We start from the raw sequence: 26,988 nt of genomic DNA on the forward strand, positions 1-26,988 counted from the left end.
AACTTTTTCGTCGGCTACGGGGTACGGATCGCCGACATCGACCAGGACGCCGAGGGCTGGTCCGCGCTCTTCGGCTGACCCGTTAGCCCTCCCGCACAGCAAGGTGGTGGGAACGTCCCCGACCACGAGCGCTGTCCGATCTACCGCGAGCGAATAAGCCAGGCACTACGCCGCCATGGACGTGCTGCGGCCCTCCCACAGAGTGCAGAACCCTAGGCGGTCCCCGTAGAGCAGCCCCCTGCGGGCTCCGGAGTGCCCATTACCGCAAAGCACCACGGTTCGGTGCCATCGGACAGGACGGCGGCCGGGCGGCGTTGCAGCGCGGCCGCCGTCGCAGGCCGGACCGCAGGTGGCGCGGCTGCGGTGGTGCGAGGAACGCCCATCACGGCCCCACACCCGCTTGTAACGCATCGCACCGGTTCCAACGCCTCTGGCCCGGTCGCGATGGCGCCGCCGTCGAGGCGCTGCTGGCCTCGCACCAGGGAGCGGCTCACAGGGGCAACGTTATGCCGAGTTCTTGCATAGCTGTTGAGGGAGGACCACCTTCGGAACGCTCGGTCTTGTACCCCTTGGTGCCTGCTTCCAGGGTGCGCGGGTCGACGGCCTCGGCTGGGGCGCCGGTCTCGTACAGGCCTTCGGGTTCGGTGTCGCGGTCGTGGGGCAGCAGCCAGAAGACTCGGCGGCGGAAGGTGCCCGAGGAGCGGGAGGCCTTGGCCTGGGGGGCGAGGATGGCGTAGCCGACCATGCGGCCGGGGCGGTGATAGGCCGGTTTGCTGCGGCGAGTGGGCAGCCGGTCCAGGCTTTGGCGTACGTAGTCGAGATCGGTGATGTCCTCGAGCCAGACGAGTTCGCTCTCGTGCCGGATCTCGTCTTCGGTGATCAGGGAGCTCATGCCCTCTCCTCGTCGGCGAGCAGTCCGATGCCCGGGTAGTACTTACGCGAATTGGACAGGATCATCTCCTTGGGCGAGGCCAGGCCGACCAGCTCGCGGGCGCGCGCGGCGAACGCGCGGGAGGAGATGACCGGGGCGCCCTCATTTTGGCACCAGGCCTTGTACTCGGCATACAGCCGGGCCTGCTCGGCTCGGGAGTCGGGGCTAAGGAGGCAGCATTCGTCGAAGAACCGGCCGATGTGGTCTTCGGTCTCTGCATAGGCGGTGGTGGCGATGCGCACGCGGGCGGGGCCCGTGAGGTCTTTGTCGCCGGCGAGGTAGCGGCGGGCGCCTTCGATGAGCCAGGCCAGGATGCCGGGGCCTTCCTCGGTGACGAGGATGTCGGCGAGGTTGTCGATTTTGCGGTCGTCGGAGACGACGCGTTCGAAGGGGATCAGGCGCATGCGGCGCCAGAACGCGAAGCCTCCGGTGCCGACTTCGGGCCGGTGGTTGGCCAGCAGCCAGAGTTTGTGGGTGGGCGCGAAGGAGAAGAAGTCCTGGCGCATGCGGCGGGCCTTGATGCGGTCACCGCCGGTGAGGAGTTTGACGCGGGCCTCGTCGAACTTGTCGCCGGGCTTTACCTCGGAACACACGATGACACGGCGGCCGTGGAGTTCGGCGAGGTCGGTGGGGTGTCCTTCGAAGGGACGGGCCATGAGGAAACCGGGCGGGGCTGCGTCGGCGTAGTCGCCCAGCAGTTTCATCAGGACGTCCAGGAGGACGGATTTACCGTTCTTGCCGGAGCCGAAGAGGAAGGGCATGACCTGGCCGCCGACGTCGCCGGTGACGGAGTAACCGAGCAGCAGCTGCAGAAAGGCGATCATTTCCTGTCCTTCGGCGTCGTCGCCGAAGGTGTCGGTGAGGAAGCGCTGCCAACGGGGGGTGGGCACTTGCTGTGGGCCCACGGTGGTGGAGCGGGAGTGGAAGTCCTTGTTCGGGTCGGGGGTGCGCAGTAGGCCGGTGCGCAGGTCGACGATGCCCTCGGGGGTGCACAGGACGTAAGGGTCGGCGTCCAGGGAAGTGGCGTTGAGGACCATGCCGGGGGCGGCTTTGGCCTGGGTGAGCATGGCGTTGATGCCGGAGGTGCTCATGGCGCGTCGGATGTGCTGGTTGAGCGCTGAGGCGGTGAAGATGCCACGGGGGTCGGTGGTGGCGAAGGTTTCGGCGAGGTCGCCGGCGGCCCAGACGACGGTGTCGTCTTCGTCGAACTGCCAGCGGGTGCCTTGCCAGCGGTACCAGCCAAGGCCCGGGACGTGCCGGTAGTCGGTGCCGTACAGCTTCACGAACAGTTTGGCGTTGCCGCGGTCGGTGAGTGTGTCCGGCAGCAGTCCGTTGGGGGCCGCTTCGCCGGCTGTAGGGGGTGTGGTGTTGGCAGCTTGGGCCGGGAGGGTAGCCGGCGTCATTTGGGCGCGGATCTGGGCGGCGACGGCTTCGGGGTCGAAGTCGAAGAGAACGCCGGGTTCTTCGGGGGTGGTCATGAGCGCCTTCCCGGGTGGAGGGGGCGCTGCAGGCCGGCGCTTAGGCCGCTGCGGATGATCTGTTCGGCACGTCGTTCCTGTCCGGGGCGGGCTGCGGCCGCGGTATCGCGCAGGGCGCGCTCGGTGGCGTCGTGGGGGAGGTATCCGGCGGCGATGAGGCCGCCGAGGGTGTAGGCGGCGCGGTTGAGGCGGTCGGAGAAGCCTGCGCCTGCGGCGACGCGTCCGCAGTCGGCGATCTCCGCGAGGGCGGCTGTCAGGGTGCGCTGGATGTGCTCGCGGCCGCCGCCTGCGGCCAGTCCGGCCTGGCGGGCGCGGGGCGGGACCGGGCGCGGGGCGGGCACGGAGGGGGTGGTCCGGTGGCCGGTGCGCTCGAGTTCACCGGCCAGCCACAGCGGCAGGGGGGCGGGTTCGCGGGCCCCGTCGAGCGGGGTGTAGGCGCCTGCGGTGGTCGTGGTGCCGGGGGCGATGATGTAGCCGCCATGGGCGCGGACGTCGACCTGCCAGGCTAGGGCTCGGGCGCGGCCTGAGCCGGTTGAGCACTGCCATCCGAGATCAGGGGTGGTTTGGTACCAGATGTGAAGCCCGCCGGAGGGAGTTCGCACGCGCAGCGTCGTCCGGTCGGTGGCGGGGCACGGCTGGCCGCAGAGCGCGGCCAGCACAGCGAGGGTGTGAAAGCCGTTCGCCAGCCCGGTGAGGTCGACCTGTTCTCCGATGGGGATGCCGGGCAGAATCCGGTCCCGGGAGGGAACTTGGGCCTGGTGGGCGTCGATGTCGATGACGACCAGGCCCGCAGGGCCGCAGGCGACGCCGACGCCGTACTCGGGGCGGGGGTTCCACCACTGGGTGATCCGTTGCTGGTCGAGAGTGGCGGCGTGAAAACCGTGGCACCAGCGACCGGCGGAAGCACATGGGCAGTTGGTACGGACGTGGCCTGGCTGACGGCAGCGTGCGCAGTTCGCGGCCGGCGTTTTACGGCCGGGGGCCAGCGGGTGGACTGGCCAGCCACGCACGGCACACTGCCGCGCTGTCGTCAACGACTGGGCAGCGACCGAAGCGTCGAGAGGCAGCTGCTGTGAGTCGCTGCGAAGAATCCGCAGCTCAGCAGGCATGTAGTTCCCCTCACAGCGACCGAAGCGACTCAACGACGGACATAGATTAGCGAAGGTCCTCTGCTCTGCGGGGGAGCCCCCGCCAAAAAACGGCTGGCCGTGTCGATGATGAGACCAACACCCCGGTCTCTCAGTGACGGAACGGAAAAACCAGCGACGGAAGCGTTTCGGTCGCTGATCCCTTGAGGACCGAAGAAAGCCCAGCTCAGCAGGGGCACTGGGCATCCAACAGCGACTGAAGCGACTGAAGGCCTCTATATATGACGCAGGCGCGCGCACGGGAATGTCCTCACATACTCGACCCAGAGTCGCTTCAGTCGCTCCAGTTCCGACTTCAAGCCTCTGACCTGCATCTTTTTACACAGAGGACCTCAGCGACCGAACCTCTCCACAGTCGCTGGCCTTTCAGCCGCTCGCAGCGAACCCTCCTCCGCGGTGGGAGCGACGCAAGCGACCAAAGCGACTGAGTCTCGGTCTTGGTCTCTTTTGTCGCGTGCATCTTGTGAGCACATGCCGGAGCTAGAGTCGCTAGCGTCGCTGCTAGATGCATAACCTCGGTGCGAAGAGCGCTGCCCTTTAAGCATCGCAGCAGCCCCGCGCCGTCCGCCTTTTCACAGGGTTGGAGAGAGCTGTCCAGCGATCCGGTACAGGACACCGAGGAAGTCACCGTCGCCGCTGGGCTGCTGGGGTGGTGTCGCGCCGCTACAGGCTGCCCTTCCGGTAGGACGGCCCCCTTTGGAAGGCCGGCCTGCTCCGTTGCGACTGAGGCCGTGACGGTGAGAGCGATCAGGGTGCGTAACGGGCGTTTTCGGTTCAACCTATGCCTCCAAGATGCAGGGAGTCGCCGTAGCCAACACAGTGAAGTAGACGAGGATTGCAGCAGCCAAGGATTTGCTGCGTGTCGAGCAGCAGTTGGCTCAAACTCCTTCGTGAGGCCGGACGGTGCAGTTCGTCTGCCGGAACCGACTACGCCAGGAAGCGTCCGCCGTGCGGCTGTCCGCGTTCGGCGATCACGGGCCGGATACCGCGTTCTCACAACAGCCGCTGGTACTTGTCGTGGTCGTAGCCGCGGTCCGCGAAGAGCATGTCCGGTCGCCTGCGTGGCCGTCCGGCGGCACCGGCCACGGGCGGGACCTTGTCCAGCAGAGGAAGAAGTTGGGTGACGTCGTTGAGGTTTCCGCCGGTCAGCGACACCGCGAGCGGGACGCCCTGGCCATCGACAAGGACGTGGTGTTTGCTGCCCGGTCGTGCGCAGTCGACTGGGCTGGGACCGCTTTTGGGCCCCTGCGGGCCGCCCGCACGTGGGAGGAGTCGATCACCGCCCGCGGCCAGTCCAGCTGCTTCGCCGACCGCAGCTTCTTCAGCAGCACCAAGTGCAGCTGGTCCCACACGCCGGCCTCGTTCCAGGCGGCCAGGCGCCGCCAGCACGTCACGCCCGAACCAAAGCCCAGCTCCTGCGGCAGGTACTCCCACTGGATGCCGGTGTGCAGCACGAACAGGATCCCGCACAGGGCCTGCCGGTCCGGCACTCGCGGCTGGCCCGCCACCAGCTTCGGCCCCGGCTCGGGCAGTAACGGCTCGATGAGCGACCACAGTTCGTCCGACACGATTCACGGCCGTGACTGACGTTTCCCCACGCCTCGACCAACGAGCAGACAAGCCGACGGTCACTTGATCAACAACTTCTGTTAGGACCTCTAAGTCCACACGAAGAGAACAGAATCCCAACTGACCGCCGTAGCCAAGGTACTTCAGCCTAACGAGCCGAAATCAGTAGTCAGGGTGCACCCATGAGAAAGAAGAGTTCAGGCGGAGGCCCGTCTCCTGCTCAGCAGGCCGCAAAGTTCATCGGTGTCAGTGTGCTCTCCGGCGTCGCGCTGGCCGGGATCGCGTTGCCTGTGGTGGGCTTAGCCGGCCTGGCCGCCAAGGGGTCGGCTGAGGAGTTTGAGGAGATACCGGCAAACCTCCAGCGCCCGCCGCTGAGTCAGCGCACCACCATCCTGGACTCCCAAGGAGCTGAGATTGCGAAGGTCTACTCGCGTGACCGCATGCTGGTGGACATCAAGGATATCTCGCCGTACATGTAGAAGGCGATCGTCGCGATCGAGGACGCCCGCTTCTACGAGCACGGCGCGGTCGACCTCAAGGGCATCCTGCGCGCCCTCAATGAGAACGCGCGGTCGGACAGCGTCTCGCAGGGTGCGTCCACGCTGACCCAGCAGTACGTGAAGAATGTCTTCGTCGAGGAGGCGGGCAACGACACGACGAAGGCCGTCGAGGCTACCCAGCAGACGCTGGGCCGCAAGATACGCGAGCTGAAGTACGCGATCCAGGTCGAGAGGGAACTCGGCAAGAAGAAGATCCTTGAGAACTACCTGAACATCACGTTCTTCGGACAGCAGGCCTACGGCGTCGAGTCGGCGTCAAGGCGCTACTTCTCCAAGTCCGCCAAGGACCTGAAGCTGGAAGAGGCAGCGCTGCTCGCCGGCATCGTGCAGTCACCCAGCCGGTACGACCCTGTCAATGCCTCGCAGGCGGCCACCAAGCGGCGCAACACTGTGCTGCAGCGGATGGCCGATGAGCGCAACATCTCGCAGGAGGAGGCTAAAGGTTGTCCCGTAACCGTTGGGGCGGTTGGTGCGTTGGCTGGGCATGGGTGGGGTCATTTCAGCAGACGATCCGAAGTGGATCGAGCCGTTCTCGGGACTGACGGAAGTGCAGTTCGCCAGGCTGGTGGCGTTGGTACGGCGTCGTGGTGGTGACGTACAGCGTGGCCGGCCCTGGCGGCTGCCGCTGGAAGACCGGGTGTTGCTGGTGGCGACGTACTGGCGGACGAACCTCACGTTGCGGCAGGTGGCGCCGTTGTTCGGGGTCTCGAAGTCTGCGGCCGACCGCATTCTCGACCACCTCGCACCGCTCCTGGCCATCTCGCCTGCGCGCCGGCCGCGCAAGGCCACCGTCTACATCGTCGATGGCACCCTGGTGCCCACCCGTGATCGCAGCATCGCGGCCTCGAGCAAGAACTACCGCTACTCGACCAACCTGCAGGTCGTCATCGATGCCAACAGCCGCCTGGTCGTGGCGATCGGCGTGCCGCTGCCCGGCAGCCACAACGACTGCCGTGCGTTCACGGAGTCCGGCGTCGACCGGGCCTGCCGCGGCGTACCGACCATCGCCGACGGCGGCTACCAGGGCACCGGCCTGCTCATCCCGCACCGAAAACGACGAGGCCAGACGCACCTCAGTCCGCAACAGGAAGAAGACAACACCGTCCACCGCAGGGCGCGAGCAAGAGTCGAACACGCCCTGTCCCGGCTGAAGAACTGGAAGATCCTTCGGGACTGCCGGCTCAAGGGAAACGGCGTTCATCAAGCCATGCTCGGCATCGCCCGCCTTCACAACCTCGCCCTCACCAAATAACTCAGACCCCATACGGGACAACCTCTAGCAAGGCCAAGGCGAAACCCATCGCCCTCAACGTCAGCAAGCCCAGGAACGGCTGCATCACGGCTGTGAAGGGCGCCGCGTTCTTCTGCGACTACGTCAAGAACGTCTTCCTCGACGACCCGGTGTTTGGTGACACCCGCGAGGAGCGGGCGAAGATCTGGACCCGCGGCGGCCTGAAGATTCGGACGACGCTCGACCCGCAGGCCCAGGAGGCAGTGTGGGCCTCGCTGAAGAAGCACGTGTACAAGGACGATCTGGTGGCCGGTGCCGCCACGATCGTCGAGCCGGGCAGCGGCAAGGTCCTGGCGATGGGGCAATCAAAGCCGTACGGCTACGGCAAGGACGAGACTGAGATCAACTACTCGGTCGACGAGCGGTACGGTCGGGCGATCGGCTTCCCCACGGGGTCGACGTTCAAGCCGTTCGTGGCGGCTGCGGCCCTAGAGGAAGGGCTCACACCGAGAAAGTCGTATCCGGCGCCCTTCAAGATGCCGTACCCGAGCCCGATCCACGGGTGCAACTCGGCGTACAAGAACCCTGACGGGACCACCGTCGAGAACGAAGACGAGTCCGAGGTCGGCCCGTACAGGCTGAAGGACGCGATGGCCAAATCGGTCAACACCTACTTCGTGCAGATGATCGCGGACATCGGAATGTGTCCGGTCCTGGATATGACCAAGAAGCTCCATGTGACGCAAGGCAACGGCAAACCGATCACCGAACAGCCCTCCCCGCTGACCCTCGGCTCCGACTCCATCTCGCCGCTGACCATGGCGTCCGCCTACGCGACCTTCGCTAATCGGGGCACCTACTGCTCGCCCGTAGTCATCGCGGCGATCGAGGACTCGAAGGGAAAGAGCCTTCAGGTGCCCAAGTCAACCTGCTCGAAGGCGATGTCGAAGAAGACCGCAGACACCATAAACACCCTGCTGCGCGGCGTGGTCGATTCCGGGACGGGCCAGCAAGCCGGCCTCACCGACCGGGAAAACGCGGGCAAGATGGGTACCACCGACTCTCGTAGGAACGCCTGGTTCGTCGGCTATACGCCGAACATGTCTGGCGCCGCCTGGGTGGGCAGCGCCTCCCAGAAGATCAAGATGGAGACATTCCGATCGGTGGCCGGTTCCACCCGAAGGTCTACGGCGGCCGGGTCCCGGGCCCGATCTGGAAGGATGCCATGACTGGCGCCCTGGTCGGCAAGCCCGCGCCAGGCTTTACTGACTTCAAATCATCAGGGTGAACTTCCCTGAAGTCCCTGTTGGGCCGGAGCGGTGTGTATACGTGGTGTGTGACATATACAGATGCGGGCGGGCTGACCGCTGCGGGACGGCGGCGCCGGAAGACGATACGGATGTAGGCAGCTGAGCTGTTCGAGCAGAAAGTCGAGCCGTCGGAGATGACGCAACGCCTGCGGTGAGCCCGAAGTCGGCCTATCAATGGAATCAGCTGCGGCGGGACGACGGTGCGCAGGTGCTGGATTCCGTGACCCGAATTGATCGCAATATCGTCCATCCCCTCGCCACTTGGAAACTGGCCCCGTACCTGGAGCACGGTCGGGCCGCGCACGGCTGGGTAGAGGATCAGGTGTGGACCGCCGCCAGAGCGGCCACGCTGATCGGCAGAAACCGCATTGCCTACAGCGTCTTGGGGCCACGATATGGGCGGCCCTGACGGAGGCTATGTCTGCTTCGAGGATAAGGTGGGTTTCACCCGGGGCCCCCGAAGGAAGCACCTGGGGCTGACGCAGCCGCACCCCGGTCATGACAGTTACTCGGGTAGGAGGGATGGTGCGAGGTCGGCCGGTACCTCGGCGGCTTGATGTATGTAGCGGTAGCCGGTCGTGATGCCGATGTCGAATCCTGCAGTGAGCTGGGCATAGGTGTCACCGTGCTGTAGACGGCCGGGGCGAGCAGTGCCTGATGTGGGCGGACCGGCGCCGCCACCGCGACCCGATCTCCAGGCGTCCGGCTGTCAGTTGCCCGGCCAGGGACCGGGAAGTGCGACTGGATAGATTAAACGAGGACGAACAGATAAGCCCGCGAAGCCCCTGGCACAAGGATGATCTTGGTGGATATCCGTCTACCAGGAGCTTCGTCATTGCACATCGCTGTTCAACTCGTGATCAGCGTCGACGGGTTAGAAAAGGCGACTCAGGCTGCAGTCAGCGTTCCGACTATTCAGTTATCATCGATGTTGCGCATGTTGATTCGATGGGCCTGCTCCGCTCGCTTAGACAGACATCAATCCATTCGCTCTGGCCGTTTGCGAGGTTCGGAGGCTTGAATTCAATGCCGCCGCCTCCTTCACCTTGATTGAATGCTTCGAAGTAAGTATTACCGTTGGGATGGTCGACTCTCAGGAAGACGCCGTGTCCGTCTTCGCGTGTGTCGGCGACGGTGAAACTGTCTGCATCCTCGCTGATGTGAGGGTGGTAATAGTCATTCCAGTAAACTTTCCCACCGCCGCCTAATGGTTGGAACCACGCGTCGTGGGGGGTGTCCCCTGCTGCGAATGCGGAACCCTGCAAACCTAGAGCCAGGGATATTCCTGCGACCGCCGTGATGATGGTCTTGATGCGGTTATTCACGCCCATCTCTCCCTCCTGGAATTATTCGGTAATATCCCACGACTTGCACAGAGAAGGAACTGGCCTGCCATTGTTCGTAAGGCAGATTTTGAGTTTCCCTGTTGTGTCGTTTTTGAGATTAGGGATACCCAAGTGAACCCCGTTGCCGCCCACCCCGTTAGTGTTTGTTTCCGAATAGGTTTCACCATTCGGGTGACGAAACGAAGCGTAAACGCCGTGGCCGTCACTGAGGATGTCGTAGAGATAGAAATCATCCAGATCATCAAGCGTGTCCGGATCGAAATCCCACCAATCGACCTGAGCTTGCGCTTGCAGAGGGGGGTCTATGTAATAATACGAGGTCGGATTGGCATCTAGCGGACCGGAATCAGCTTGCGACGCAGTCGCACCTGCAACCGACGAGAAAAGAATTGCGGCGAGGGAAGTCGAAACGCCCATATATGACAGCGCAATATTGCGCATAGAAAGTCCCCGTCCTGGATTAGATAACGAATCCGACACCCCCCCCAGCGGCCTATGCGATGCTGACGGAGGAAACGGAGCGTATCTTCGGTTGGAACGCCAAGGAAGCGAAATAGCTAGTCGATTAGCGGATTCTCCCGGCGACCGGTCGAAGCACTCTGGACTGTAGGCGCAGCGAAGAAAACCGTGAAGCCGTTTGGCGATTCTGGCGCATTTGCGCCAGAAGGACACGCGGGGACTCGGCCCGCCCTGCGAACTGCGTAGCACAACTTATGCATCTGCATCACATTGCGGATCCGAGGCCCAGCTCGGACAGGAGATTCGTCGCCGTCGCCCCAGGAACGAGTCTGCGGCTGGACCGGGCAATCAACACTGCCGGCCCTGAGCGATGAGCTGTTCACAGTGCTGGAATGCGAGTTGGACAGAGGTCCGGTGGCGCACGACTGGCCGGACCAGACCTGGACCTTGTCGCGGATCACGACCTTGATCGGACGCCGCTTCCACAAGAGCTATACCGTCCAGGGCGTGGCCTCTCTGCGCAAGCAGCATGGCTGGTCCTGCCAAGTCCCTGCCGAGCGGGCCGTCGAGCCGGACGAGTCGGCGGTGGCGGGATGGGTGAAGGAGACCTGGCTACACGTGGAATGACAACGGCGGCGCTCAGCGCCTGGCTCGTGTTCGAGGACGAGACCGGGTTCGCGATGACGCCGCCCACCACCCGCCCCGGCCCCGATGTGGTCACACGGTCCGTGGCCGCTCCCGCCGGCGCTTGTCCATCGCGGCCCTGGCCTGCTACCGACCCGAAAGCCCATCTCGGCTGATCTACCGGTTGCGACCCGAAACCCGCGCGGACGGCCGCATGAGCCTCGCCTGGACCGACTACCGGGATCTGCTACAGACCGCCCACCAAACAGCTCAGCGGTCCGATCGTGCTGGCCTGGGACAACCTCAACACCCACTTGGCAGCAGGCATGCGCCGATATATCGCCGCCCGTGACTGGCTCACCGTCTACCAATTGCCCTCTTCTGCACCCGATCTCAATCCGGTCGAAGGCGTCTGGTCCTGCGGCGATCCACCATGGCCAACCGCGTCTTCGCCGACCCCGCGACCTCATCACCGCCGTCAAGTGGGGCCTGCGGCAGCTCCAATACCGCAGCGACGTCCTCGACGGCTGCTTCACCGGCACCGCACTCGTTCCCTCACTGCCATGACGGCATCACGCATTCAAGGTCAGTAGAGAGCATCTGTTCAGCGTTCACACTGATATGAGTGGAAATATTCGTTTAGATTGGCCCAGGTTGGTGCGGGTTCTCCAGTCAGTTCGCCGGACATTGTTAGCCATGGCCCAGTGGACCATCGTCCGGGATCTGCGGCAGGGCTTCGTAGTCCCGCGCCAAGTTGCGGTGCTGCATCAGCCAGCCGAAGGTCCGCTCGATCACCCGCCCTTTCGCCCGCGGCCGCTGCACCGCCTCGACACCAATGCCAGACCGGCGCCGTGGTTGAAGATGCTCTTCTGGTAACCGCCGTCGGCCCCGACTTTGGACACGCTGGGATGTGCCGCGGCCAGGTCGTCGAGGAGGAGCTTGCCGCAGGTGGTGTCGTGCACGTTCACGGCAGTGACCACAACGGCCGGCACCAGACCGAGCGTGTCCGTGATCAGGGTGCCGCTTGCGACCTTTGATCTTCTTGCCGGTGTCGATGCCCTGGCTAGTGTCGGCGACGTTTGCCGAGGTCTTCACGCTCTGCGCATCCACCACGGCCGCGGTCGGCTGTGCACGACGGCCATGGAATCGGCGGGTCTTGTCGCGTAACAGGTCCTGGCCCTGCTGGGTGGTGCCGTCGGCTTCCCACTTCGCGTAGTAGTCATAGACATCTTGTACGGCGGGAAGTCGTGCGGCAGGTACTCCCACGGGATGCCGGTGCGGTTGACGTAAAAAATCGCGTTCACGATCTCTCGCAGATCATGGACCGAGCCGCCGTTCCGGGTCCGGTCCGTCTCGCCCGCCAGGCATTGACGACCGGTTCGATCAAGGCCCAGCGGGCGTCGGACACGTCACGCGGTATGGACGACGAGCACTCACGCCTCATCCCGGAACACCAACAACACCAGTCACAAAATCATCCCAGAACACCAACTATCAGACCAGATGCTCTCTTAGTGTTCCTAACAAAGGCGTTGAACGTGGCCCACGTCTCAAGGACTCGTGTGCGGCTGGCTTCTAGGGCCCCGGATGGTACGCCGATCCAATTTCACTGGGTGAAATCGCCGAAGAAATTAACGACGCAACCTTCTCGAGAGCACGGCACCCCTTGTGGCCGTATGGCGCATTTACGCCACCCTGGATGCCCCGTTTCGAGAGCTTGGCGAAAGTTCTGCACCTGTTGCAGAGAATCCGTCTCACATATCATTGCGGAGCTTATCGGATCAGCAGTGTCCACTGGGGGTGGAGTAGTGAGCACGGTTCCGGTCATTGACGCTACTGGTATGCAGATTCTCGCCCTGCTTCGAAGGGGCCTGGATGACGCTGCGGTGGCGAGACAATTAGGCATGGGCCATCGAACTGTTCAACGTAAGGTCCAGGAGCTGATGTCGAGCCTTGAAGCCAGGGGGAGAGTAGCCCTGGGCGCACAGGCGCAGCGGCTCGGTCTCTTCTCGGACTCAACTGAGCATTATGTCCAGTTAAGTTCTGCCCTGCACGATCACGCTGAGGTTGCCCATCGGCAACCGCTGGATGACCTTCAAGCTGAGCACGTGCATTAGCTGCGTCACCACGAGGCAACGTTACCTAAGCCCCTGCCTGTGGAGCTACCCCAAGAATTTACGCAATTCGTAGACACTCCAGGAACCTGTAGGGCGCGACTGATTCGTGTGGTCAGGCCGCCCGATCTACCCAGCTGCGCTTCGGTCAGCTAGCCCTGGACTCCCCGGGGCTGCTGACCGAAGCCTAGCTCATCTGGATAGATGATCCTCTGCGCCTGTCGATATTCTCCGCCTTTCCTGCAGCGGGAAGCACCAGTGTGTGCTGTGGCCGGCGTGAGCGAGGGAAACGGTTATGAATTGGAGCCTCTTCCGATCACATTCGTAATGTTGCCGCAACCCGACTTTCCTGAATCGCCCTGCGCGTTTCTGTCGGCGTCGATGACGGTGGAAAGGGGGTCGACACCCGCTGTTCCCGAATTCATCAACACCTTCTCGGATTGATGACTCTCCCATATTGGCCGGGGCTGCACCTTTTCCCGCCCGGTGGGGCGGCCTGCCATGCCAGCCCAGGCATGACTCCTTCTACCTGTAAGGGGACACGTTGCTCTTACGTCGAAGATCCACAGCCACTGTTGCCGCTTTGGCGGCCGGGGCGGTATTGGCTGGTCTACTGCAAACCGCAGCCACGGCTGAAGAAAAGGAGCTATCCGCTCCTACGCCACGCGCAGAACACAGGGTCGACCCCAACGTCATTCCGCCCAGGAAACGCACGGAGGTCCTAGGGAAAGACTGGAACGAGTCTGGCGATGTGGCGTGGACCACTACCGGCGATGGCCGTGGGTTTCACCTGCTAACCGCGCGTAAGAGGGACGGTTACGCGTGGCAGACGACAGCCACCATGTCTGAGCCAGGCTTTGAAGCAGATGCCTGGATCGGCAACGCATGCGTCACCGGGTCAGGCAAACATGCCGTCGTGGTGTACGCGCCGCGCACGTTCACCAACAAGTCTCGTCTCATGGCCCGCGGCGGTTTTGCCGCAGTCGTGAACCTCGAAAGCGGTCAGGTGAACAAGCTTGATCTGACAGTCTCCCTGTCGTACTACAATCCGGGCTGCGGTTCAGGAGAGACGGCGGTGCTGACGCAGTCTCCCGGAGAGGACAAGACGGCCACGCGTCTGGTCACGATCGATGCCGCTTCCGGCAAGGTCAGTCGGGCAGTCGTCACTCAAGGTCAGGTCACTTCCGCCATTCCGACTACAGGTGGCATCGCCGCGGCAAGTGGCGCCCGAGTCGTGAGCATCGACGGGGAGGGAAACAAGGAAGTCCTGGCGAGAACTAACAGAGTGCCGTACCGGCTGACCCCGGATGCCGATGGTGGAATTGTCTTCCTGGACAGGAAATCCGCCCGCAAGGGCCACGAGGCTACAAACCGCATCAAGCGGGTCACCAGCAACAAGAAGGTTTCCGTCATCGGGACGGGTCCGGTCACTCAGACTGGGCTGACCCGTACGGGTGGCGACGTTTACCTCACCGGCCGGCCTCAAGTATCCGCTGCCATGCCCTCGCATGTGCACCTGTTAGCCAGTACGGAGAAGGACGTCACGATCTCAACTCGTGCCGGCCTTCTGGTAGAGAGGCCTCAGTGGGCAGATGCAAAGTCGTCACCGCGTTCCCTTCACCCAAATAAGGGATCAGACCCACGGTGGGTGAAGGTCGCAGCGGCTGTGGTCGGGACAGGAAGCCGGGTCCGATTCACGGTGCGGCCCCTAGCAGACAAGGCGGCGAAATGGCACCGGAGCCAGTCACCTTCCCCGGCCCTTTCCGGCGGCTCGCGCGGTAAAGGCACGCAGAAGCGCATAGCGCCATCGGCAGGGACTGCAAGCAGCCGTACGGAGATCGTGGAGTCCAACCGGGTGTGCTCGGTCCCGCGCAACGACCCACGCAATCAGGCGCTGCAGCCCAAGCCCCGCCAGGTTGAGTGGGCTGTGGACCAGGCGGTCAACGGCAAGCTGAACAAGCACATCTCGCGTCCCGCCAACTGGAAGAGCCTTGGGATGCCGGCCTACCAGCCTCAGTCCCTCTTCCCCAACCCCACCTTGACCGGGGGCGGACGTGTTCCCGCTCAGATACTCCTCGGCGTGGCGACTCAAGAGTCCAACATGTGGCAGGCAGCCCGCAGCTCCGTGCCCGGGGTCACAGGGAGCCCGCTTATCGGCAACTACTACGGCATCGACCTGTATGACGGGGAGAGCGCCAACGACTGGGATGTCAACTTCCGCGACGCTGACTGTGGATACGGCATCACACAGGTCACCGACCACATGCGTTTAGCCGGACGAGGTGACGACAAGGACCACGGCGGAGCTGCCTGGGAGTATCAGAAGCAGCGGGCGGTCGCCCTCGACTACACCGTCAATATCGCGGCGGGTCTGCAGATCCTGGTGGACAAGTGGAACAAGATCAAGCAAGCCGGCATTGAGGTGCACGACGGCGACCCCAAGCAGCTGGAGAACTGGTTCTTCGCCCTGTGGGCCTACAACTCAGGCTTCCACGCCAACACCAACGGTAACGAACCCTGGGGGTTGGGTTGGACCAATAACCCCGCAAATCCAGAATGGGACGCTGGCCGGTCTCCCTTCATGGAGGACCGCCTGGGCAACGAGGAAGCCTCCGACGCCGCACACCCGCAGGACTGGCCCTACCCCGAGAAGGTTCTCGGATTCGCCGCGCACCCGCCCTCGTTCCTGGAGTCTCCGGGCAAGCTCGTCCCCGCCTTCCGGGGAGCCTGGTGGAACGGCACAGAGGGCGATGCAACCGTCAAGGGCAGCGCCAAGTACTACCGGGCCAAATCCAAACCGCCCGAGGACCTCTTCTGCGGCCCCTACAACAACTGCGATCCCTCGAAGATAGGTGACGGGGCCGAGAACGAGACTGGCAGCGGCCCCTGCCTTTTGACGAACGGCGAGAACAAGTTCAAGTGCTGGTGGCACCAGTCGGTCCGGTGGAAGGAGGAATGCAAGACCTACTGCGGCAACGAGTTCATGCGGTTCGATGACACTTACCCTGAGGAATCTGACGGCACCGCCTACCCTCCGAACTGCACAACAGTCGGCCTCCCTTCCAACGCGATGATCATCGACGATCTCCCCGCCGGTACCCCGTCGGTGAGACCCAACTGCGTCAACGGCGGCTGGACCAATCAGGGCAGCTTCACCATGGACTTCGGCGAAGCCGAAGCCGGAGTCGAGCCAGGCGGCACCATCGGTGAAGTCTGGCCGGCCAAGGTCGACCTCCATCAACTGGGTGCAGGCTTTGGCGGGCACTTCTACTTTGGACACACTCGACAGAACGACACCAAGGGACAGCGGCTCGAGGCCACTGCGCTGTGGAAGCTAGGCAAAGCGGTTAACGGTCCAGCCAAAATCATGGTTCACCTCCCGGACCATGGAGCGCACACCAAGAAGGCCATGTACAAGATCAAGACCGCAAAGGGTATACGAAATCGGGTGCTTTCTCAGCCCGGAGACGGAAACCGTTGGGCGACACTTGGCTCCTTCATGTTTGACGCCGCCCCCCAGGTCACGCTGAGCACCACAACGCCGGACGGCACAGGAGACCAGGATATTGCCTTCGACGCTGTCGCGGTCGTGCCCATTAAGGGCACATACGTAGAGCGTACTGTGCAGGCGGTGGGCTTCTTCGACGAGGATCAGAACCTCGATGCCGATAAAGAGAGCATGTTGCCTCTCGACACACCCTTCAAGGACCGGCAGCATATATACGACTGGGCCATGAAGACATCCGGTGCAGTGACGGCCCTGCCGGGCTGTCTCGACCTACCAGCGCCCGGCTGCGTCATGCCCAAGACAGGCGCCGCTATGGTTAAGTGGAAAAAGTCCATTGAGGAAGCTGGAACGGATCCAGTCGATCATCCCGATGGCAAGAGCATGGCGGGGTGGCTGCACTATTCAAACCCGGTGGCTGATCGGCCGACCAGTGACAGCAAGCCTGCCCAGTTCGATCGCGACGACAGTTCCTACAAAATCCGCAACAAGGCGACTGTCTCTTTCGTCAAAGCAGATGATGGAAAGGTGGTGGAAGGCAGCGAGTTTGTCGAGTACGACGATCGCACAGCCGATACCCACCTGCCACAGTTCGTAACGGACACTTTCGCGGCCATCAAGGATGACTACAAGATTGCACCGCCGGACCTGAACTACACCGCTCGGGATCTTAACGAGCACGACGGCAGGGACACCACCACGGACACCAACAGCACGGGAGTGCTGCCGGGTCGGGCCTATGCAGCCATGGGGCTCAAGCCCAGTGTGGTTGAGAACGGCACCTGCGTAAGGGCCCTTAACACGTCCGGGGGGTCGATTGGGTACCGGCCCATGCTTGGCGTCCAGAAGGTGACTGATTCTGCGACCCGGTGGAAGAATGAAGTCGCAAACTCACCCGTGGTCGACGACAAGGTTGCCGACTTGGTCGGTGAGATCTACAACGCCTTCTTCAAGCCGGGCAAGCTTGGTTCGCTGATGAACAACGCCCCGCCGATCTGGCAGGAACTGAGCTTCAAGCTCTGCGCGGATGGGAAGGTTCGCGCTTACGACGGCGATCCGATCCTGCGGTCGAGCCACATGCCGAACCAGTACCTGTACCTGGACGACAAAGCAATCGATCAAGCCGGAAACTACACCTCAAGCGCAAGCCCCCTCTATCGAGGGGACTTTGTGCCGTTTAGCGCCATCTTCGACTTCACCGGCCATGGGCTCCCTTATGGCAGTTGCGACGCGGGATCTGGGCACAGCGGAAACCCGTGGAACATCGGCGTCGAAGACAGTACCGGAACCAATCCCAGCGGCCACTTCTGCTCCTGGCCCAGCACCGCGCCGGATCCTGAGTACAGTAGCTAGTCACCACAGCTACTAGTCCTCATGTGAGGGCGCTGGCGAGGGTGGGGCCACCCCTAAGCTGTGGCCCCACCCTCGCCAGCGAGGAAGGCGAAGGGAGCCCGATGGCGCTGATACTTATCCCGTTCCTCTACCTGGGTGCGCTTTTCCTGTGGATCACTATTCCGCTCATCAGTACCCGTGAAGGCCGGATCGGGGTACTGCTTCCGTATGGTCACGCCGGGATCAGCGCGGCGACGATAGCCTACGGGTATGCAAGCAATTCTGGCCTGTTCGCTGTAGCCTCATTCACCCTTGGGCCCGGCGGCATCGTTTCCTGCTTTCGCATCCTGCTACAGCGAGCATTCCGCACAAAAACCAGCCCCAAAAAGTAGTCGCTGAACCACTATTTTCAGAGTTCGTCTTCTTTTGATCACAAGCGTGGTGCCTGTCAATGAGGGGTCGAGTAGGTGCCCACGACGAACGCGACGTAGACGATTCCGGTTCGAGCGGCCACGTAGGTGAAGTCGGTGGCGGCCCACCGTTCGTTCGGTCGTCCGGACGCGGCAAAGTCGCGTTGCAGCAGGTCACCGGCCCGCTCGTTCCCCTCACGCGAACGGTGGTGAGGATCGTTCTGCCACGGCCGGACGCCCTGTAAGCAGCACGGGCAGGAGCAGCGACATCCCGTTGCTGGAGGCCAAGGCCCTTGCCTCACACCGGTGAACTACAGGATGGTGCCGTGCAGTGCACGGCGGTCGCGTAGCGACGGGGGCGAGGCCGTTGTCGAGGGTCTCGCCGATCGCGTCGCACAGGCCCATGTAAATGCTGCGCTGCACCCGCGACACCGCCCTCCTGCACTCTGAGGACCACCACCAGGGCCACGAGCAACACCCCGGTGACGACGACTGCTGCCCACCAGAATCCACCGAGCAGCAACCTGCTGCGCACTACGGCGAGCAGCACGACCAGGAGCAGCGGCGTCCCGTCGCCGCAGGCCCGCGCCTAACACCTCACGCACACCGCGCCCACCTGGGAAAACGGACTGTACGCCTCATAGGAGCAGGCGGGATCGGGTGTCCTACAGGACGGGTTCCGTGCAGGGCGCGGCGGTCGCCGGACATGTCGTAGCGGCGGGCGGCGAGGCCGTGTTCGAGGGGTTCGCCGATGTGGTCGCACAGCAGCGCTAGGACGTCGGCGGCCTCGGTGTCGGAGAGGTAGGGCGGGGCGACTTCGAGCATCAGCTCCCCGATCTGGTGGGTGCTGGCGGCGAGGTCGTCGACGATGCGGCGCAGCGCGGCGACGGTCGGGTCCGCCGGTGGATCGGTGAGTGGCGGAGGCGGTGCGGTGCGGATGTCCGCGGATGGCCTGGCGGACCACCGCGCGCACGGTCGGCTCATCGAGGGCCTGGAGGCCGCTGTGGGCGAGTGTGGTGAGGCGGCGGGTTCAGTTCCGCGACATCGCCGCTGCGGCGGCCGGGCCGGTGTCTCGCGTGCGAGACAGGTCGGGGCCGGCGGTGACCGCTTCGTGGATCGCGGCGAGCGCACGGGCGATGTCGAGGATCCGGTACGCCTGGGCGCGGCTGATGCCGACCTCCGCCTCGCAGTACAACTCCCAGCTGCTGTGCCCGAGGGGGAGCCAGACGCGGGCGGCGTGCGCGTCGCGGGCCCGGGCGGCGAGCACGGCCACGGAGCGCCGGACGTCGTCCATCGCCTCGCGCAGCCCGGCCGTCATCCCTCGGGCGCGGGCCGCGGTGAGCGGCGGCCGCGCGGGTTTGACGCCGTGCTCCTGGTCCTCGGTGTGCTCGCCCACGACTCCATCTTCCTCCGCGTCGATGGGCACCACCAGGGCGTACGGGAGCACGGCCCGCGAGCTCCACCACACAGCCTCACAACCTCACAGTTCACCTCGCCCACCTGGGGAAACGGGCTGTGAGCCTCATAGGAGAGCCGGGAGCAGTGCTCTACCCGACGGTGCCGTACAAGGCGCGGCGGGCCTCCGGTGATCGCGTAGTGGCGGGCGGCGAGATCGTTTGAGGGGTTCGCCGCTTTGGTCGGTAGGGCGGTGCGACTTCGGGCATAAGCTCGCCGATTCCGTGGGTGCTGGCGGCGAGGTCGTCGACGAGCGAGACGTCTCGGTGTCGGCCTCGACGGCGCCGAGAATCACGGCGAGGGAGCGGGCGACGTCCCTGAAGTGATCAAGCGCTACCGCGCTGACTCTGCGCTGCCCGTGCCTTCCTTCTGCACTGTACTGAACAGTAGACTGGCGGCCTTCCCTTGAGGTTCGCAGGCACGAACAGGACTGCCTCACACGTCGGGCAGTTGCGTACATTGAGGTCCCCCATCTGAGGTACTGACGAGTCAGGAGAGGCCGTTGGTGTGCAGGCAGTTGTGGGCAGTTGGCAGCTGACGGGCTCGTGGTCGAGTGGCCCCGCATCGTGGCCTGCGCTCGATGCCGGAACCTCCTCACAGGCTGGCGCCAGCCGACTGAGCCCGGACTGCTCCCTCCATGCCGCCTGCCAAAGCTCGTCCACCTTGTCGAGCTCAGCCTCCATGTCAGCGCCGCGGATCCGTCGTGTCAGGACGTCGGCCACTGCCATCACGGGGTCGCGCCGAGTGACTCTGGGCTGGCAGAAGACCGCATAGACAGTGGTGCGTGAACACCGTCTCTCCGAGGGCATCTCTGCGGCGAGGGTTCCTGGCGAGGGGGCGCCAGCCCGAACATGCAGCAAGAAGAGATGCACTCTAAAGACGCGGTTCGCGCCCGGGTGAAGGTCAGGCATCGTTAGTTCTCCAGCTCGCCCCACAGAACCCGCCTTCCAGAAACGTTCGCATCTGTTCGCGCTCGGCTCAAATGATCCCAACTTCGTCAGGGCCAGGCAGAGGTTGCATGAAATTCGCTGCGGTGTCAGGAGAGCCCTGAGTCCGCGGGAGTCTGTCCGCCATGAACGAGATGTCGGCGCACATTGCGCGCTTCCTGATCCATGACGTTGGTGGCAACGTCACTGCGGCTCTGCTGATCGCCGGAGTTGGTTGGCTGGCCCGCCGCCTGACTCAATCCGTGCGCAGTACGGACGGCGGAGGTCGGCGTGGCTCCGGCGGGCCAGAGTCGTTGGGTATCCGGCCGCACCGCAGGCCCCGCGGTGGGCTAACCGCCGTAGCGACGCGAACGAGGACCGATGCCGAAGAAGACCGCCCATGACCCGACGTATGGCTACGACCCGGAGACGCACACGGTCCGTGTCGATCAGCACGACCTGGCGCGGCTGCTGTTGATGTTCCGCTCGCTGATGCGTGAGCAGAAGCCGGGCTCGTGGGAGCACATGCTGACTACGACCTGTCCTTCGAGCGTCTCGCGGACGCGGTCGATGCCAGCTCGGAGATCCGGTACGGCAAGCGCTGGACGGGCCCTGGTCTGCGGATGCGCTGCACCACGACCGAGCCGGTCTACGACTGGCCGCAGGGCGCGCCGTACGACGGGGAGGCGACGTTCACCTGGATGGTGCCGGGCTACGGCTCGCACGCCACCAAGGGCGAATCGTTCCGGGGCGTCACGCACAAGGCGCTGTGCGGGTTCACTTGGGCGAAGGTCGACAGGCCGCGCCGGATGGAGGGGCCTGGAGTGACGGCGCGAAGTGCAGCTCGGTGCCGACCGCCCGCGCGGCGCCTGGTGACAACTGCCGTCCGGATACGCGTTGCCGCCGGTTGGATACGGCCGTGGCTACGATCGGAAACGCCCTGACCCCGGCAGTTGCGATGCCGGGGTCAGGGCGTTGTCACGGGTGGCTACCCGAGCCAGACGATGTTCAGGACCGTCAGGCTGCGCAGGGGCCGGTTGATCCAGAAGGTGACGGAGAGCTGGCCGACGGCCGCTTAGCGGACGTCCTCGCCCTCGTCGTCGTCGTGTCGAACTGCCGGAACCCCCACGGCTCGGCGGCGGTCGCGGCGAGGATGTCCCACACGGTGTCCACCGCGTGCTCGGGCAGCGTGTCGAGGACCTTGGCGGCCGGGGCGGAGACGCGGACCGCGTACGGCGCGGGGCTCACCCGCGACGGCGGCGGAGCTCCGCCAGGTCGATGGCGTCGCTGTCGTCGTAGCCGGAGGCGATGAACGCGTCGACGGCCGGGGCGTGCGCGATGCGGCCCTGCCAGTCCTGGACGACCTCGTAGAGCCCGGCGAGGGAGAACGTGCGCCGGGATTCCTCGAGGGCGGCCGACCACTCGCGCTCGAAGGCCGGCACCCAGCTGTCGGCGCGCTTGTCGGCGCGCAGCTGGGCGAGGAGTTCGGCCGGCGCCCCGGGCGCGGGGGCGTACGGCGTGACGGGTGCGTGGTCGGGCTGCGCGCTCATCTGGTCCTCCCGGCGGGTCGTCACTTCACCGTACGCGCGCCGGATCGCCGTGGATGCGGTCATGAGCAGATCCCTCCTACGGGGGGAGCGGGTGGCACGAGGGCCGGGCCCCGGCAGTTGCGATGCCGGGGCCCGGACCGTGGCGTGCCGAGTGGGGTCAGGCGGGGCTGAGGGCCAGGGCGTAGTGGCGGCCGGTGGCCAGGTGGACCGTGAGGGTGTCGTCGTCGGCGGTGGCGGCCCGGTAGGCGGGGTGGGCCAGGAGCGCGGGGACGATCACGTCGCGGAGCACGTCGGCGGCGGGAGCGTCGGCAGGGGCCGGGGCGCCGGTCGACTGGAAGACCTCGCCGTCGGGGCCGTGCTGGAAGTCGAGCACCCAGGTGCTCCCGGCCGCGGTGAAGACGATGTCGCCCTGAACGCCGGAGTCGGTGACGTCGCTGGCGTCCGGGTGCGCCTCTAGGACGTCGGCCAGGCGCGCGGCCTCTTCGTCCACGGCGGTGAGCCGAAGCTCAGGAGTTGTCACCAGCAGGACCGGCTGAGCTGGTCAACCGGGGCGGTCGAAGCAGCCCGGTTGTCACCAACGAGGCATCCGACTTGTCACAGACGCTCATTCAGCAGTCTTTCTGTCACCAGAAACGAAGATCGGGAGCCTGAGGATTTCCACGGCGCTTCCATGAGGTCATGGCCGCTACACGTGCTGGGTCGGGAAGGGTAGTCGACGCCGCTGACACCGGGTCCGTCTGGTCGCATCAGTGCAGTTGGGAGGACCTTTTCGTGCCGACGGACGTCGACGCGGGCAGGTCCGATCTGGAGCTGGGGGACGGCTGGACGAGACGGTGGACGGTCTCGTGGCGGACAGGCGGGGACGATGCGTCCTGCTCGGTGCACGATCTCGTACAGGAGCCGGTGCTCACGAGCGACCCGATGCGGCACTTCACCTGGCGCCGGGACCAACGGCACCGTCCTGGCCTGCAGTTCTTGACCAGCACCGGTCGGCATCACGGCGCGGAGAGCCTGGAAGAGAGCCGGGTGCTGCTGGCCCTGGACTTCGCCGGCGACGTGGTCTCGCAGCCGCTGAAGATCTCCTTCGCAACCTGCGGGAAGCGCCGTGCCCACACCCCTGACTACCTCGCGGTGACCCGCCGCGGCGTCTGGCTGATCGACGTACGCCCCGAGCCTTTGATCAAGGAGGCGGACCGGGAGTCGTTCGCCGCGGCCGCCGAGGTCGCCGTCGCCTGCGGCTGGCGCTACGCGGTGGCCGCCCGCTGGCGAGAGCACGCCTTCGCCGGCCTGGACGCGATGGCGTCGCGGCGCCGGCTGAGGTCCGATCCGCTGGGGCTGCGGCCGGTGCTGCTCGCCGAGGCCGGCGGCGGGCGGAGGTTCGGCGAGCTCGCGGCGGCGACGGGCTGCGAACCGGTCGCCCGGGCCCAGCTGCTGCACCTGCTGTGGTCCCGGCAACTGGGCATCGACCTGGCCGGCCCGCTCCAGGACCGCTCGCTCGTGCTGCCCGCCGAGGAGGCAAGCCGGTGACCGCGGCGGCGGTGCTGGACCTTTCCCCCGGCGCCGGGCTGGTGCTGGACGGGACGGAGTGGACGGTCGAGCGCCGCGAACCGCACCTGGGCCGGGTGCAGTTGGTGAAGGACGACGGCACCCGCGAGCGGGTGACCTTCCGGTTCCTGGCCAACCATCCGCAGTGCCGGTCCTCGTCGCGGACGTCGGCGGCGGGGGCCGACCGGGGCCGCCAGCGCAAGGCGTCCGAGGACCTGAAAGCGGGCCGGCTGGAGCTGACCGAGCTGCGGATGGCCACCTGCTGGAAGTGGCGACCGGGTTCCGCTCCGGCGACCCGTTCCACCCGGGACCGGGTGAGCCGAGAGCCGAGTACGACCCGAGGAGGACGACGCTCACCGAGCGCCGGCACGCGAAGGTGGCGGAGCTCGCGGCCCTGGACCCTGCTCACGCGAAGCTGCTGGGGCTGGGCTCGGTCGGTTACCGCACGCTGATCCGGTGGGAGAACGCCCGCCGCCGGTTCGGGCTGGTCGGCTGCGCGGACGACCGCTGGCTGCGCCGCAGCGGCGGAACCCGCGCGGTCTCCGAAGAAGTGCGGGAGGCGGTCCTGGCGGTCCGCGAGGAGACGAAGCGGATGGCGAAGGTGTCGATGCGGACCAAGGACCGCATGATCCGCCAGTACGTCCGCGAGGAGTTCGGGCCCGAGACGAAGGTGCCCAGCTACGACACCCTGCGCCGGCTCTGGCAGGAGTGGTTCGGCCCCGGCGGCGCCCGTCAGCGCTACGCGCGCTCGGCCGATCTGCCGGAGTCGGAGGGGCACGTCCTGGTGCACCGGCCGGGCCAGGTCGTCGCGCTGGACACCACGGTGCTGCCGGTGATGGTCCGCGAGCACGTCTTCGGCGATCCGGTGAAGATGCACCTCACCCTGGCCCTGGACGTCTGCACGCACTCGCTGGTCGCCTTCCGACTGACGCTGGTCTCCGACACCTCGGTGGACGTCGCGATGGTGCTGCGGGACGTGACGATGCCGCTGCCGATGCGGGCGGACTGGGGCGAGGACCTGGAATGGCCCTACCCCGGCGTGCCGGCCGCGGTGGTGGCCGAGTTCGCCGGGCACGCGGTGGCCGGCCTGCCGTTCTTCACCCCGGAGACGGTGACCACCGACCACGGATCGGTCTATCGCAACCACCACCTGGTCGAGGTCGAGCGGGTGCTCGGCTGCCAGGTCCTGCCCGCTCGGGTGCTGCGGCCGACCGACAAGGCCGCCGTCGAGCGGGCGTTCGGCGTGATCCGGCAGCTTTTGTTCGAGCACCTGGTCGGCTACACCGGCGTCGACGTCGCTGACCGCAGGGCCGACCCGGCTGCGGACGCGGTGCTGACCGCCGACCAGCTCAAGCACCTGATCGCGACCTGGATCGTCGGCGTCTGGCAGAAGCGCAAGCTGGGCGAGTACGCCCCGGCCTGGGATCCGGACGGCTCGCACAGCCCGAACTCGCTGTTCGCGGCGTCGTTCGCGCAGACCGGCTTCGCGATGGACATCCCCTCCCCGGAGCTGTTCTACGAGCTGTTGCCCGCCCACTATGTCCGCATCGACAAGCGCCGCGGGGTGAAGATCCGCGGACTTTGGTATGACGACGCCGATGTCCTGCGGGACTACCGCTGCGAGTTGTCGACGCGGGGTGGCAAGCACAAGGGCAAGTGGCTCATCCGCCGCGACCCGCGGGATCGGCGCCAGGTGTTCTTCCAGGACCCGATCAGCCATGCCTGGCACCCGCTGCCCTGGACGGGTATGCCCCGGGCCGGGCAGATGCCGGCGTTCGGGGACGCGCGGGCCAGCGCCCTGCTCGCGAAGGCCGCGGCGGCGGGGCTGAAGCCGAAGTCGGACGCCGAACTGCTGCCGGTGCTGCTGGAGCTGATCGGCTCGAACATCCCGGTCAGCAAGTGGCCGACCCAGCTGAAGAAGTCCCAGCGCACCGAGCACGCCCGCGAGACGCATCAGGCCAGGGCTGCGCAGGCCGACCGGCCGCCGAGCACGCCCGCACCGGCCCCACCACCCGCCCCCGCTCCCGATCCCGCTGGGGAGGTGACGGCGACGGTGCTGAGCTGGCCGGGCCGGGCCCGCCAGACGCAGGAAGCGGTCGCCGGGGAACGGCGCCGGCGGCGAGAGGCAGTCCGGCCCGCGCCCGTCCCGCCGCCCGAGCTGGGCCACAGCTTCCGGGCCCGCAGCGTGTTCGTCCTGCCCGAGGACGACCTGGAGGAGGACCGTGGTGGACCAGACGACGCCGGATGAGCACGCGGTCGTCCCGTTTCTGCGGGCCGGCCCGCCGCCGGACCGCACCCGCTGGGAGGGCTGGCAGCAGTGGCGGAAGATGCGCGGCACCTTCGTGCCCGCTCCGCGTCTGAGCCTGGCCGAGCATCAGAGCCTGAGCCCCCGGCGTCGGGCCTTGCACGATCTGCACCGCACCGCGACGCACGTCAACATGCGGCTGCAGGAGACGCCGATGAGCGCGCGGGTCGCGAACCTGATGCGCGGCCGGTTGCAGAACAACGCGGTGAAGTTCATGCCCGGCACCCGCGACGGCCTGATGATCAACGGCGGCGGGTTCCAGGGCAAGACCGAGACCGCCTGCGACGCGGCCGCGTCCTTCGAGGACGTCTGGCGCGAGGTCCACCACCAGCTGCTGCCCGGCCCCACCCCCGGCTCCCGGGACGTGTTCGTCCCCGTCGCCTACTGCCGCCTGCCGGTCCGCGCGACACCCAAGGGACTCTGCAAGGCGATCTTGAACGTCTACGGCAACCCGCACCCCGGAACCCTGGACGACCTGGTCAGAGCAGTGCGGGACGCGATCCGGGACCATCACACCACCGCCCTGCTGATCGACGACATCACCCGGCTCCGACTCCACCGCGAGGACGACCAGGACACCCTCGACCTGATCCGCGAACTGATGGACCTCAACGTCACCCTGATCCTGATCGGCGTGGACATCCCCGGCTCCGGACTCCTGCGCGGCGCCTACGTCGACCAGCGCACCGGACAGTGGGTCTTCCCCGACCACGGGCGAGGCGGGCGGCACAGCACCGCAGCTGCCACGCAGGCCGGCCGCCGGTTCGACATGGTCGGTCTCGACCCGTTCGCCTACTCCACCCCGGCCGGCATCACCGCCTTCCTCGACCACCTCGCCGGCATCGAGGACCAGCTGCGGCTCCTGCGGTCCTTCGAAGGCATGCTCACCAGCGGCGAAATGCCCGAGTACCTCTTCGGCCGCACCCGCGGCGTCGTCGGCCTGCTGCGGCGGCTGATCGAGGACGGCTGCACCGAGGCGATCCTCACCGGCGAAGAACGCCTCACCCTCGAACTGCTCGCGAAGACCACGATCCACCTCGGCAACCTGGACGACCTCGACCCCAGCGCCGGCGAGATCCCCGACATCCCGCACAACACCCCCCCCGCCCACAAAGTCCAAGCCCCGCCGCCGACGCGGACGCAACACGGTCCTCGACGACCGCGGGAACAGGCCGGCCGCAGGTGACTGA

16 protein-coding genes and 7 pseudogenes are annotated in these 26,988 nt (G+C 65.7%); 11 read left to right on the top strand and 12 right to left on the bottom strand.

The genetic code is table 11. The annotated features are described in order from the left end of the window. Positions 1–490 precede the first annotated feature (490 nt). From ACF062_RS37065 to ACF062_RS37080, 4 genes and pseudogenes are all read right to left on the bottom strand, one after another. A complete protein-coding gene (locus ACF062_RS37065) occupies positions 491–892 on the bottom strand; it encodes a DUF6009 family protein (protein WP_392144325.1) in 402 nt (133 codons plus the stop codon). Beyond that, the gene (locus tag ACF062_RS37070; protein WP_392144327.1) at positions 889–2,409 is read right to left on the bottom strand and encodes a phage/plasmid primase, P4 family; all 1,521 of its coding nucleotides are present in this window, start codon (positions 2,407–2,409) and stop codon (positions 889–891) included. The genes ACF062_RS37065 and ACF062_RS37070 overlap by 4 nt, the downstream gene beginning before the upstream one ends. Further along, entirely contained in the window at positions 2,406–3,518 is a 1,113-nt protein-coding gene (locus tag ACF062_RS37075; RefSeq protein ID WP_392144329.1) for a bifunctional DNA primase/polymerase, read from the bottom strand. Before ACF062_RS37075 ends, ACF062_RS37070 begins: the two co-directional genes overlap by 4 nt. 1,035 nt (positions 3,519–4,553) lie before the next feature. Further along, a pseudogene (locus tag ACF062_RS37080) lies at positions 4,554–5,128 on the bottom strand (IS5 family transposase); the annotation flags it as partial. A gap of 180 nt (positions 5,129–5,308) precedes the next feature. On the opposite strand from ACF062_RS37080, the pseudogene ACF062_RS37085 reads away from it, so the two are divergent. The 3 genes and pseudogenes from ACF062_RS37085 to ACF062_RS37095 form a co-directional block, all read left to right on the top strand. After that, a pseudogene (locus ACF062_RS37085) lies at positions 5,309–6,124 on the top strand (transglycosylase domain-containing protein); the annotation flags it as partial. Between the two features lie 46 nt (positions 6,125–6,170). After that, on the top strand, positions 6,171–6,938 hold the full coding sequence (locus ACF062_RS37090) for a transposase (protein WP_392144331.1): 768 nt from the start codon (positions 6,171–6,173) through the stop codon (positions 6,936–6,938). Positions 6,939–6,961: 23 nt separating this feature from the next. After that, positions 6,962–8,181 (top strand): annotated as a pseudogene (locus ACF062_RS37095) (transglycosylase domain-containing protein); the annotation flags it as partial. Between the two features lie 957 nt (positions 8,182–9,138). Here ACF062_RS37095 and ACF062_RS37100 read toward each other — a convergent pair. Beyond that, entirely contained in the window at positions 9,139–9,552 is a 414-nt protein-coding gene (locus ACF062_RS37100) for a hypothetical protein (RefSeq protein WP_392144333.1), read from the bottom strand. Positions 9,553–9,573: 21 nt separating this feature from the next. Further along, complete coding sequence (locus ACF062_RS37105; protein ID WP_392144335.1) at positions 9,574–10,014, bottom strand: hypothetical protein; 441 nt, start codon at positions 10,012–10,014, stop codon at positions 9,574–9,576. Between the two features lie 360 nt (positions 10,015–10,374). Here ACF062_RS37105 and ACF062_RS37110 point away from each other — a divergent pair. Together ACF062_RS37110 and ACF062_RS37115 are read left to right on the top strand one after the other, a co-directional pair. Then, positions 10,375–10,659, top strand: a pseudogene (locus ACF062_RS37110) (winged helix-turn-helix domain-containing protein); the annotation flags it as partial. A 53-nt stretch (positions 10,660–10,712) separates the two neighbouring features. Then, positions 10,713–11,223 (top strand): annotated as a pseudogene (locus ACF062_RS37115) (transposase). 37 nt (positions 11,224–11,260) lie between these two features. On the opposite strand, the pseudogene ACF062_RS37120 reads toward ACF062_RS37115, so the two are convergent. Continuing rightward, positions 11,261–12,100: pseudogene (locus ACF062_RS37120) on the bottom strand (IS5 family transposase). Between the two features lie 1,511 nt (positions 12,101–13,611). Between ACF062_RS37120 and ACF062_RS37125 the strand changes: the two are divergent. Both ACF062_RS37125 and ACF062_RS37130 read left to right on the top strand, forming a co-directional pair. Next, positions 13,612–17,628 carry a hypothetical protein gene (locus ACF062_RS37125; protein WP_392144337.1) on the top strand — a complete coding sequence of 1,339 codons (4,017 nt, stop codon included), beginning with the start codon at positions 13,612–13,614 and terminating at the stop codon, positions 17,626–17,628. Positions 17,629–17,729: 101 nt separating this feature from the next. After that, complete coding sequence (locus ACF062_RS37130; protein ID WP_392144339.1) at positions 17,730–17,999, top strand: hypothetical protein; 270 nt, start codon at positions 17,730–17,732, stop codon at positions 17,997–17,999. Positions 18,000–18,614: 615 nt separating this feature from the next. Here ACF062_RS37130 and ACF062_RS37135 read toward each other — a convergent pair. Both ACF062_RS37135 and ACF062_RS37140 read right to left on the bottom strand, forming a co-directional pair. Further along, the gene (locus tag ACF062_RS37135) at positions 18,615–19,001 is read right to left on the bottom strand and encodes a hypothetical protein (protein WP_392144341.1); all 387 of its coding nucleotides are present in this window, start codon (positions 18,999–19,001) and stop codon (positions 18,615–18,617) included. Positions 19,002–19,047: 46 nt separating this feature from the next. Then, positions 19,048–19,464 (bottom strand): hypothetical protein, encoded by a 417-nt coding sequence (locus tag ACF062_RS37140; RefSeq protein ID WP_392144342.1) that lies wholly within the window; start codon positions 19,462–19,464, stop codon positions 19,048–19,050. Between the two features lie 1,449 nt (positions 19,465–20,913). Between ACF062_RS37140 and ACF062_RS37145 the strand changes: the two genes are divergently transcribed. Continuing rightward, complete coding sequence (locus ACF062_RS37145) at positions 20,914–21,342, top strand: hypothetical protein (protein WP_392144344.1); 429 nt, start codon at positions 20,914–20,916, stop codon at positions 21,340–21,342. 73 nt (positions 21,343–21,415) lie between these two features. Here the strand turns inward: ACF062_RS37145 and ACF062_RS37150 are convergent, their stop codons facing one another. The 3 genes from ACF062_RS37150 to ACF062_RS37160 form a co-directional block, all read right to left on the bottom strand. Continuing rightward, complete coding sequence (locus ACF062_RS37150) at positions 21,416–21,646, bottom strand: hypothetical protein (protein WP_392144346.1); 231 nt, start codon at positions 21,644–21,646, stop codon at positions 21,416–21,418. Continuing rightward, positions 21,643–21,948 carry a DUF6247 family protein gene (locus tag ACF062_RS37155; RefSeq protein WP_392144625.1) on the bottom strand — a complete coding sequence of 102 codons (306 nt, stop codon included), beginning with the start codon at positions 21,946–21,948 and terminating at the stop codon, positions 21,643–21,645. Before ACF062_RS37155 ends, ACF062_RS37150 begins: the two co-directional genes overlap by 4 nt. Before the next feature lie 157 nt (positions 21,949–22,105). After that, entirely contained in the window at positions 22,106–22,468 is a 363-nt protein-coding gene (locus ACF062_RS37160) for a hypothetical protein (protein ID WP_392144348.1), read from the bottom strand. 251 nt (positions 22,469–22,719) lie between these two features. Between ACF062_RS37160 and ACF062_RS37165 the strand changes: the two genes are divergently transcribed. The 3 genes and pseudogenes from ACF062_RS37165 to ACF062_RS37175 all read left to right on the top strand — a co-directional run bounded on the left by ACF062_RS37165 (position 22,720) and on the right by ACF062_RS37175 (position 26,984). After that, positions 22,720–23,475, top strand: coding sequence for a TnsA-like heteromeric transposase endonuclease subunit (locus ACF062_RS37165; RefSeq protein ID WP_392144350.1), 756 nt, complete (start codon positions 22,720–22,722; stop codon positions 23,473–23,475). Beyond that, positions 23,472–25,741, top strand: a pseudogene (locus tag ACF062_RS37170) (transposase). The gene ACF062_RS37165 and the pseudogene ACF062_RS37170 overlap by 4 nt, the downstream one beginning before the upstream one ends. Next, entirely contained in the window at positions 25,719–26,984 is a 1,266-nt protein-coding gene (locus ACF062_RS37175) for an AAA family ATPase (RefSeq protein WP_392144352.1), read from the top strand. Before ACF062_RS37170 ends, ACF062_RS37175 begins: the two are co-directional and overlap by 23 nt. Positions 26,985–26,988: the final 4 nt, after the last annotated feature.

This window comes from Streptomyces sp. NPDC015345 (assembly GCF_043078805.1).
Classification (GTDB): Bacteria; Actinomycetota; Actinomycetes; order Streptomycetales; family Streptomycetaceae; genus Streptomyces.